The sequence below is a fragment of the Deinococcus humi genome (genome assembly GCF_014201875.1).
GTDB classification, from domain to species: domain Bacteria; phylum Deinococcota; class Deinococci; order Deinococcales; family Deinococcaceae; genus Deinococcus; species Deinococcus humi.
Map to the genome: position 1 here is coordinate 132,617 of NZ_JACHFL010000014.1, position 8,937 is coordinate 141,553.

At 62.0% G+C, this 8,937-nt stretch carries 9 protein-coding genes; 6 read left to right on the forward strand and 3 right to left on the reverse strand.

Features of this window, described 5'->3' with window-relative positions; translation table 11 throughout:
- Positions 1-48: 48 nt before the first annotated feature.
- The 6 genes from HNQ08_RS20175 to HNQ08_RS20200 all read left to right on the forward strand — a co-directional run bounded on the left by HNQ08_RS20175 (position 49) and on the right by HNQ08_RS20200 (position 5,708).
- Complete coding sequence (locus HNQ08_RS20175; protein WP_184136190.1) at positions 49-1,221, forward strand: glycosyltransferase; 1,173 nt, start codon at positions 49-51, stop codon at positions 1,219-1,221.
- Entirely contained in the window at positions 1,218-2,399 is a 1,182-nt protein-coding gene (locus HNQ08_RS20180) for a glycosyltransferase family 4 protein (RefSeq protein WP_184136192.1), read from the forward strand. The genes HNQ08_RS20175 and HNQ08_RS20180 overlap by 4 nt, the downstream gene beginning before the upstream one ends.
- Before the next feature lie 224 nt (positions 2,400-2,623).
- On the forward strand, positions 2,624-3,127 hold the full coding sequence (gene ispF, locus HNQ08_RS20185) for a 2-C-methyl-D-erythritol 2,4-cyclodiphosphate synthase (protein ID WP_184136195.1): 504 nt from the start codon (positions 2,624-2,626) through the stop codon (positions 3,125-3,127).
- Positions 3,128-3,586: a TrmH family RNA methyltransferase gene (locus HNQ08_RS20190; RefSeq protein WP_184136197.1), complete on the forward strand. Its 459-nt coding sequence runs from the start codon at positions 3,128-3,130 to the stop codon at positions 3,584-3,586.
- 132 nt (positions 3,587-3,718) lie between these two features.
- Positions 3,719-4,975 (forward strand): aminopeptidase, encoded by a 1,257-nt coding sequence (locus HNQ08_RS20195; RefSeq protein WP_184136199.1) that lies wholly within the window; start codon positions 3,719-3,721, stop codon positions 4,973-4,975.
- A 163-nt stretch (positions 4,976-5,138) separates the two neighbouring features.
- A complete protein-coding gene (locus HNQ08_RS20200; protein ID WP_184136201.1) occupies positions 5,139-5,708 on the forward strand; it encodes a peptidylprolyl isomerase in 570 nt (189 codons plus the stop codon).
- 56 nt (positions 5,709-5,764) lie between these two features.
- On the opposite strand, the gene HNQ08_RS20205 is transcribed toward HNQ08_RS20200, so the two are convergent.
- The 3 genes from HNQ08_RS20205 to prfB form a co-directional block, all read right to left on the reverse strand.
- Positions 5,765-5,959 carry a hypothetical protein gene (locus HNQ08_RS20205; protein ID WP_184136203.1) on the reverse strand — a complete coding sequence of 65 codons (195 nt, stop codon included), beginning with the start codon at positions 5,957-5,959 and terminating at the stop codon, positions 5,765-5,767.
- Between the two features lie 179 nt (positions 5,960-6,138).
- Complete coding sequence (locus tag HNQ08_RS20210) at positions 6,139-7,125, reverse strand: serine/threonine-protein kinase (RefSeq protein ID WP_184136205.1); 987 nt, start codon at positions 7,123-7,125, stop codon at positions 6,139-6,141.
- A 243-nt stretch (positions 7,126-7,368) separates the two neighbouring features.
- Positions 7,369-8,464 (reverse strand): peptide chain release factor 2 gene (gene prfB, locus HNQ08_RS20215; RefSeq protein ID WP_184136230.1). Its coding sequence is split into 2 segments (ribosomal slippage): positions 7,369-8,418 and positions 8,420-8,464, totalling 1,095 coding nucleotides; the frame shifts between segments, so codons are not numbered across the junction.
- Positions 8,465-8,937: the final 473 nt, after the last annotated feature.

The following is an 8,937-nucleotide window of genomic DNA, read 5'->3' on the forward strand; positions in this document are numbered from 1 at the left end:
TGTGATCAGGGTCCTGCTGACTGTCTTTGCCATGACTGGGTGCTCTGCATGAGGCATCCGGCTTATCCACGTATCCTTCACGTCATCACCCATCTGGACATGGGGGGAGCCGAGAACGTGGCGATCTCTCTGGCCGAGGAACTGCACGCCGAATTCAACTTTTCCTTCTTCGCGGTGGGGGGCATTGCCGACAATGCTGTGGGCCAGGACATGGCCCGGCGCCTGAGCGGGCTGGCGATCCCGGTTCACAGCGGCACGGCTCTGGGCTTCAAGAGGGGTGGAGCGGTACAGGCGGGCCTGAAGTTGCGCCAGTTGATCTGGAAATTGCGGCCTGAAGTGATCCACGTCCACACGGAGATTCCTGAAACGATCTTCGCCGTTGCCTCGATGCTGGGCTTACCCCGCAATCTGCAGGTGATCCGTACGATTCACAATTCCAAATTGTGGCCTGCCTGGGGGGCGATTGGACAGGTGGTGGAACGGCGATTGTACTCGGCGCGGGCGGTAGGGGTGTCGGCGGCCTGTCTCCAGGGATTGTGGGAGTTCCAGGCAGACCACCGTATCCCGCTGACACCTAAAGCCAGGACCCAGGTGATTTACAACGGCGTCATGATCGCGGACCCGCGACTCCCCATGGACAGGAACATTTCGTCGAACCGGCCCATCCGGGTACTATTCGCAGGCCGTCTGGAGCCGCAGAAGGGGGTAGATCTCTTGCCCGAGTTGTTAACCGCCGCTTCAGCTCTGACTACCCGACCGGTAGAGGTCACACTGCTGGGGCGCGGCGGTCTGGAAGGGACGTTACGCCACTGGATCCAGACCCATACCCTGCCCTGGACCGTCACGCTGTCCGAGCCGGTTGCCAACCTGGCCGAACATCTGGCCGAGTACGACGTGATGCTGGTTCCGTCGCGTTTTGAGGGGCTGTGTCTGGTGGCCGTCGAGGCGCTGATGGCTGGAATGCCGGTGGTCGCCACGCGGGTGCGGGGACTGAGTGAGATCTTTCCTCCCGGCTATCCACTGCTGTGTGACTCTGAAGATGTGCCTGCCCTGGCCCGGATACTGGCAGTAGCCGTGGAAAACTACAGCCATCACGTGGCTATGGTGGCAACCCATCACGCAGAGATTGTCGCGAGGTTCAGTCTGGCTCGTATGGCACAGGAGTACCGCCGTATTTACCAGGGCGCAGGGCGCCCTACCGTAGTAGAGTCAATGGAATGAGGGTGCTGGTGGTGCATAACTTCTACCAGCAGGCTGGTGGCGAGGATGTGGTGTTTCGCGCAGAGACGGCCCTGCTGCGTCGTCATGGTCATGACGTCCAGACCTTCATGGTCAGCAACGATGTCATCGGGCAAACCCCGCGCCTCCGGGCCGCTGCCCAGACCCTCTGGAATGCCAGGATGGGTCAACAGATCGAGCACCTGGTCCGTGAACATGGCTCAGAGATCGTGCATTTTCACAACACCTTCCCATTGCTCTCGCCTGCTGTATATGGCGGTGCGCGGACCGCTGGGGCTGCTGTCGTGCAGACCCTGCACAATTTCCGGCTGCTGTGCGCCAACGGTCTATTTTTCCGTGATGGGCATGTCTGTGAGGACTGTCTGGGGCAGCTTCCCCTGAGCGCGGTGCGCCACCGCTGCTACCGCGACAGCCTGAGTGCCTCCACAGTGGTGGCAGCCATGCAGACGGTCCACCACGCCGCGGGGACTTACCGCGACGGTGTGGACGCCTACATCGCCCTGACCGAATTTGCCCGTGACAAGTTCATCGCGGGTGGGCTGCCGGCCGAACGCATCGCGGTCAAGCCCAATTTTCTGGAGGCCAGCCCCGGCCCTGCTGCCGGCGATGGAGGCTATGCGCTGTTCGCGGGGCGGCTGGTGCCGGAGAAGGGTGTGGAGACCCTGCTGCGGGCCTGGGCCACCCTGGGCGGGACCGTTCCACTGAAGATCCTGGGTGACGGTCCACTGGCTCCCCAGGTGGAGGCGGCCACGCGCCAGCTGCCTGGAGTCAGCTGGCTGGGTCAGCGTGACCGCGCGGAGGTGCTGCAGCTGATGCAGGAGGCTGCCTTTCTGGTTTTGCCCTCCGAATGGTACGAGGGTTTTCCCATGACCCTGGTCGAGGCCTGGGGCGTGGGGCTTCCGGTTGTGGGGAGTGAACTTGGGGCGTTGGGCGCATTGATCGAGCCGGGGCGCACGGGTCTGCTGTTCCATCCGGGAGACGCTGACGATCTGGCCGCCCAGGTGCTGTGGCTGTGGAACCACACGATGGAACGCCAGCAGATGCGTCAACTGGCCCACAAGACGTTTCAGGCCTCCTACACTCCCGAACGCAACCATGAGCAGTTAATGGCTATCTATGCGGGCGCACTGGAGCATTTTGACAGTACTGCCTGGCGCTGAGCAGCGATGATTGCGCCCAGTTCAGTGGGAGCGGCCTTGAAGTTTTGCCCATCATCGCCTGGACATATGGTCGGAGAGGCCAGGAAAGAATGTACAGGTGGGGCATTGATATCAGTCTGGCGCATTCAGTTCTTTCGGTTTGTTGGGTGGGAATCCCATCCTCGGTCCATCGCGCAGTTGGGCGACGAACATCTTCTAATCCATAACACGATTATTCTTCATCCATGGTTTTTGCATCTGTGCCTGTAGGCCCGGTGATTCGCGTTGGTTACGGGGAGGACGCGCACCGACTGGCGGCAGGACATTCCCTGATTCTGGGCGGCGTCCCTGTGCCGGATGCCGCGTTCGGAACCGTGGCCCACAGTGATGGTGACGCCGTATTGCATGCGGTGGCTGACGCGCTGCTCTCAGGAGTGGCACTTGGAGACATCGGGGATTACTTTCCCGATACCGATCCCCTGTGGGCTGGCTTGGATTCGCGCGCAATCCTGGGCCGGGTGCTGGAACTGGTGCGTGAACGGGGGTACACCCCGGTCAACATCGCCCTGGTCGTCACAATGGACAAGCCCCGGCTAGGACCGCTCCGCGCCCAGATTGCCAGCAACGTGGCCGCTCTGCTGGGCCTGAGTGAAAGCGAAGTTGGAGTTAGTTTCAAGACTTCCGAGGGCCTGGCCCCAGCCCACGTTCAGACGCGCGTCACCGCGCTGCTCACACAACTGCAGGATTGAATGACACCCCTACTGCGTGTGGTGCTGTTCGAACCGGAAAAGGCCGGGAATGTGGGCAATGTGGCGCGCACCTGCGCTGTTCTGGGCGCTGAACTGCACCTGATCCGCCCCTTCGGCTTTCATCTGCACGACCGCGAGTTCCGGCGTGCAGTGATGGATTACCTGGGAAGCGTGAAGATGCACGAACACGCCAGCTGGACGACTTTTCAGACCGGGCTGGAGTCAGATGTACGGGTCTTCGCCTTTTCCACCCACGCGGCCACGCTGTACACACAGGCGGGGTTCCGGCGCGGTGATTATCTGCTGTTCGGTTCGGAATCGCGCGGACTGCCTGTGTGGTTGCGGGAGGGGCTAACAGCGCTCAAATTGCCGCAACCCGGTGGGGGCCGCAGCCTCAATCTGGCGGTTGCGGCGGGTGCAGCCGCCTTCGAGGCCGGGCGGCAGATCGAGGGCTGGTAAGGGGGCCAGAGGTCCAGGGTGCAGGCCGGGCTGCGCGGATCGGTAAAGGCGTATGCCTGATTCAGCAGCGAGAGGTCAGTGGACCTTCTCGGGGACGACCTCAGGACGTGGCCTCGCCTGTAGATTGGGGTTATGACCTCTTCATCCACAGGCTCAGCCGAAGCTGCCTTCCAGACCCAGCTGACCCGCTACGCCGAATTGCTCGTGCGCACAGGCGTCAACCTCCCTGCGGGCGGTAAGGTGCTGGTCAACGCGCCTGTCGAGGCCGCCGAGCTGGCGCGATTGGTGGCTCGCGAGGCGTACCGTGCTGGAGCCGAGGACGTGCGCGTGGATTACCACGATCAGCATCTGGCGCTGGCATTGTTTGAGGACGGCTCGGAAGCGGCCGTGGACTACCTGCCGGACTGGCTCTCAGAGGAGTCGCAGCACATGGTGGCCGATGGTTACGCCTTCATTAGCATCGTCGGGAGCGATCCCTCGCTGCTGGCCAACGTTGACCCGCAGCGTGTGGCGCGCCGCAGCAAGCTGCAGGCTGGCGCTGGCCGGAAAGTCAGCGAGGCGATCGGCAGCTTTCAGGTCAACTGGACAGTGGCGGCGATGGCCACACCCGCCTGGGCCGCCCGCGTGTACCCCGAATTGTCTGAAACTGAGGCTGTCGCGCGACTGTGGACCGATATCTTCCAGGTCACGCGTGCCGACACGCCTGATCCGGTGGGGGCCTGGGACGCACACCTGGCACAATTGAAACGCCTGACCACGCTGCTGACGGAGAAGCAGTACCGCGCCGTGCACTTCCGCAGTGAACTGGGGACAGACCTCACCGTGGGCCTGGCCGACAACCACATCTGGCAGGGTGGAGGAGAGGCGGCCCGCAACGGCATTTACGGCGTTCCCAATCTGCCCACCGATGAGGTCTTCACCGCGCCGCACCGTGAGCGGGTGGACGGTGTGGCGGTGGCCTCCAAGGCCCTCAGCGCCCGTGGGCAGCTGATTGAGGACATCCGCGTGCGCTTTGAGAACGGTCAGGCTGTGGAGGTCAGTGCCGGGCGGGGTGAGGCTACTATGAAGCAGCTGATCGCCACGGACGACGGGGCGGCCCGGTTGGGCGAGGTGGCGTTGGTGCCTGCCTCCGCCCCGGTGGCGCAGACTGGGACGCTGTTCCTGAACACCCTGTTCGACGAGAACGCAGCCAGCCATATCGCGTTGGGACGCTGCTATCCCACCAACGTCCAGGGCGGCGAGGACGAGGCCACCCTGCAATCGGCGGGTGGAAACGACAGCCTGATCCACGTGGACTGGATGATCGGCACGCCGGGAACCGATGTCGACGGTCTCACGGCGGACGGCAAACGCGAGCCGCTGATGCGCGGCGGGGAATGGGTGATCTGAGTCTTGGAAGAGTTTGAGGGTCGTCCTCTCTCTTAAGGCATCCGTTCAAGCTGCGGATCGGGGGCAGTTGTCTGGACGGTGCCGATTGAATGGGGTGGCTGGATGAGGCGACGTGAGGGAACCGTTTTCGCGATCGGCAATCTCACCCCGCTACAATGCCCCCATGTCTGACACCTACACCGCCGACGGATTTACCCAGGCCCCCGAACTGAGCGCCGAGCGCCAGACCAAGTTCTCCAGCACTCCTGAGCTGGGTGATGGTATTGAACCCGGTAAGGAGTACCGCGCTGTTCTGGAAACCAGTAAGGGCCGCATTGTCGTGGAGCTGTTCCCCGACGATGCGCCCGTGACCGTCAATTCGTTCGCGTACCTGCTGCGTCACCACTACTATGATGGCATCAAGTTTCATCGCGTCATTGACGGCTTCATGGCTCAGACCGGCGATCCTACCGGCACCGGTTCGGGCGGCCCCGGCTACAAGTTCGAGGACGAATTCGGCTCCTCGCACCGTCACAGCGGCAAGGGCGTGCTGAGCATGGCTAACGCCGGCCCCGGCACCAACGGCAGCCAGTTCTTCATCACCTTCACCGCCACCCCGCACTTGGATGGTCGCCATACGGTGTTCGGCAAGGTGGTGGAAGGCTTGGACGTACTTGATAAGCTGACCCGTATCCAGCCCGGCATGCCCGGTACTCCGGACGTGATCCAGAGCGCCTACCTCGTTCAGAAATAAGCGGCAATTGGAGAGGGCCCCGACATTGGACTTGCCGGGGCCCTCTCCTTTCTGCTTTACGGCAGCATTTGCTCCACTGGAATCTCGCCCAGCTTTTTCACGATGTCGGAGTCGGCGACCTTACAATTGGGACACCACGTCGCATGGAAGAACAGCACGTGTTTCGTGCTTCTGGCGGCGTCGCAGGTGGCTTTGGTATAGGGCAGATAGTGCACCATAGTCTTGCCACTCATCTCGGGGACGGCAGGCATATTTGTGCTGCCTTGGCGGCAATCAGTAGGGCGGCGGTGAGGGTAGAAGCAGTCCTGTAGAGCATGGCGAGACTTCCTGAAAGCGGTACGGGCCAGCGAGGTCAGAGGGTTCAACAGCTACGGTTGAACCGCCCCTGACCTTTCAGCAGGTCTGGGGTCAGCAAGGAGAGCGGCGTTGATTATTTGCGTCGCTTGAACGGATTCCAGCCTCCGCTGCGCTCCTGTTCCGGCTTGACCTCTGGTTGCGCAGGAGCGCTGCGTGGCTGCGAGGGTCCGTGGCGCCCCACGCGGATATTTTTGCCCGCCTCCTGAATGGGTGGTGGGGTGTTGGGGTCTTCGTAGACCTCGTCCTGCGGTGTTTCGCCCAGATCACTGAGCAGGGCGCGGCGGATCGCGTCGGCGTGGGGACGCTCGCCAGGGCGTTTGGCCAGCGCCTGCTCGGCCAGGCGGGACACGCCCCGTGAGACTGCCGGGTTCAAATGGGTCAGCGGGGCTGGAAAACGGGTCATGTGGGCGACCATCAGTTCCTCGTAGGTGTTGCCCTGGTAAGGGCGTTGCCCCGAGAGCAACTCGTACATCAGGATCCCCAGGCTGTACACGTCGCTGGCGGCGCTGCTGCTCTCGCCGTGGTAGATCTCTGGGGCCATGTAGTACGGACTGCCGCTGACCTGTCCCCCCTGCGCCACGAAATACGTGTTGCCCAGATCGCCCAGCGCGGCGCGGCCAGCCCCGTCGACGTAGATGTTGTGGGTCTTGAGATCCTGGTGAACCGCCCCCAGATGGTGCAGGTACGTCAGGGCCGAGGCCACGTCAGCCAGCAGCCGTATGGCAGCGGCGGGGGGCAGGGTCCGCCCTTGACTCCTGGCCAACTGCTCGTTCAAGGCTCCGTCCGGGTAATACCGGATCGCTAGGAATGCCCCCAGGCCGAACGGCGTGCCCGCGTAGCCCTGGACCACGTGCGGATGTCGGAACTGAAGAGTCAGCCGGACCTCATTTCCAAAGCGCTCTGCGGCCTCCTGCACGCGCAGGGTTTCCTCGTGTGGCAGTTTGAGAGCCACCTCGCGTCCGGCTGGGTCTGTTGCCAGCCACACCAGCGACGTGTTCCCACGGCCCAGGCTGCGGTGCAGGGTATAGCCAGCAATGGCACGGTTGTGGGGTTCAGTCATGGGTGGACTCTCGCGGACACGTGAAACGGAGTGAAGACAGAAAGGCAGCAGGTTCTGCGAAGGGGAGGGCCCCATTAAACCACCCTGCACGCTGACCTTACCGTGAAGTCGCTCCCGCTCCTCCCGGCTGTTGAGTCTGTCGTGTCAGGGCAAACCGTTCGTGGAACGCTGTTTTGGCTGATCTGAACAAGCTTAGGGCATAGAGTAGCTGGACCGCTCCAGCCCTCACCGGGCTGCCTCGTCCTACTCGTCGTCCGCGCTTTCCTCGGCCACGCGTTTGCCTGCCATCCATTCCAGTCCAGCCCACATTAGTTCGTCCAGATCACCGTCCAGCACGTCGTCGGGGTTGTGCTTCATAACGGCGGTGCGATGGTCTTTGATGTACTGCTTGTCCAGCACGTAGCTGCGGATCTGGCTGCCCCACTCAATCTTCTTCTGCTCGCCGCGCGCCTTAGCTTCCTCAGCCTCACGCTTCTTGATCTCAATGTCGTACAGGCGCTGCTTCAGAATCTGCAGGGCGATTTCGTGGTTCTTGATCTGGCTGCGCGTTACCTGCGAGGCGACCGCGATTCCGGTAGGCAAGTGTGTCAGTCGTACAGCAGAGTCGGTGGTGTTCACGCCCTGACCACCCGCGCCCTGCGAGCGGAACACGTCGCGGCGCAGATCACTGTCGGGAATGTGGATGTTAATTTCCTCTTCTGGCACCTCGGCCACCACGTCCACCGAGGCAAAGGAGGTATGGCGTCGATTATTGCTGTCGAAAGGTGAGACCCGTACCAGACGGTGAACGCCGTGTTCCGGAGCCATCATCCCGTAAGCCTTATCGCCCCGGATAATGAATTCTGAGCTGAGTACCCCGGCCTGATCGCCCTCCTGCTGGTCCACAAGTTCAACCTTGTATCCCCGGCGTTCACCCCAGCGCATGAACATGCGTGAGAGCATGCCCGCCCAGTCCTGAGACTCAGTGCCGCCTGCACCGCTCTTGACCCGCACAATGGCAGCGGTATCGGCGTGCTTCATGGTGAACAGCGTTTCTCTGTACAGCTCGTCCACCCGCGCGCCAATGCTCTGCTGCTCCTCGGCTAGCATCTCCCGTTCCTCGAGGTCCGCCAGCTCGAGCATCTCGCTCAGGCCTTGCGCGTCCGAATTCAGGGCGTTGTATTCATCAACAATGCGGCGTACGGTCCCAGCTTCCTGGGTGACCTTACGGGCGCGGTCCGAATCGTTCCACAGCTCTGGGTCGCTCAGCTCGCGGTCCAACTCGTTCAGGCGGCGTGTCTTACCGGGAATGTCAAAGGTACTCCCGGAGCGACGCCAGCTTTTCCAACAGTTCTTGCATCTCTTGCATGTAGCGTGCCTCCCTTCCGCGTCTCCCCGTTTAGTACGGAACGCGGGCATCTGCCAAAGGAAGAGTATAGGCGCGTTGAAAAATATGAGCGAGAGACGGCTCTCAGTCGTCGCCTCGCTGTCTCGTGATCACTTTGTCGCTACGAGCTTCCACTGCTGACCTAGGGGAGTCGTCCATCAGGCGGTCTGATCTTTGCGAGACGCATCAGTCTCGGCGGCCAAGTTTGGCGTGTGGGACGGCTTTTCTTGGCATCTCAGCAAGGACTGACGAAAGGTGAATTGGGAGGTGTTGACAGAAAGGCGAATGGCCTGTATCTTTTCTGAGCCTCAAGCGAGGCGGGCAGCATGACAGACCAAGCAGTGCGAGAGTAGGACCGCATCGACAGAGGCGGACGAGCGGATGTTTCCACCCCGGAGACGTCTCCAGACTCGTGAAGGGAAAGCTTTAGGGCTTTCCAAAGCAGA

Coding starts and splice junctions, on each gene's coding strand:
- HNQ08_RS20195 (WP_184136199.1), top strand. CDS start 3,719: ATGACCTCTTCATCCACAGGCTCAGCCGAAGCTGCCTTCCAGACCCAG.
- HNQ08_RS20205 (WP_184136203.1), bottom strand. CDS start 5,959: ATGCCTGCCGTCCCCGAGATGAGTGGCAAGACTATGGTGCACTATCTG.
- ispF (WP_184136195.1), top strand. CDS start 2,624: ATGGTTTTTGCATCTGTGCCTGTAGGCCCGGTGATTCGCGTTGGTTAC.
- HNQ08_RS20175 (WP_184136190.1), top strand. CDS start 49: ATGAGGCATCCGGCTTATCCACGTATCCTTCACGTCATCACCCATCTG.
- HNQ08_RS20200 (WP_184136201.1), top strand. CDS start 5,139: ATGTCTGACACCTACACCGCCGACGGATTTACCCAGGCCCCCGAACTG.
- HNQ08_RS20180 (WP_184136192.1), top strand. CDS start 1,218: ATGAGGGTGCTGGTGGTGCATAACTTCTACCAGCAGGCTGGTGGCGAG.
- HNQ08_RS20190 (WP_184136197.1), top strand. CDS start 3,128: ATGACACCCCTACTGCGTGTGGTGCTGTTCGAACCGGAAAAGGCCGGG.
- HNQ08_RS20210 (WP_184136205.1), bottom strand. CDS start 7,125: ATGACTGAACCCCACAACCGTGCCATTGCTGGCTATACCCTGCACCGC.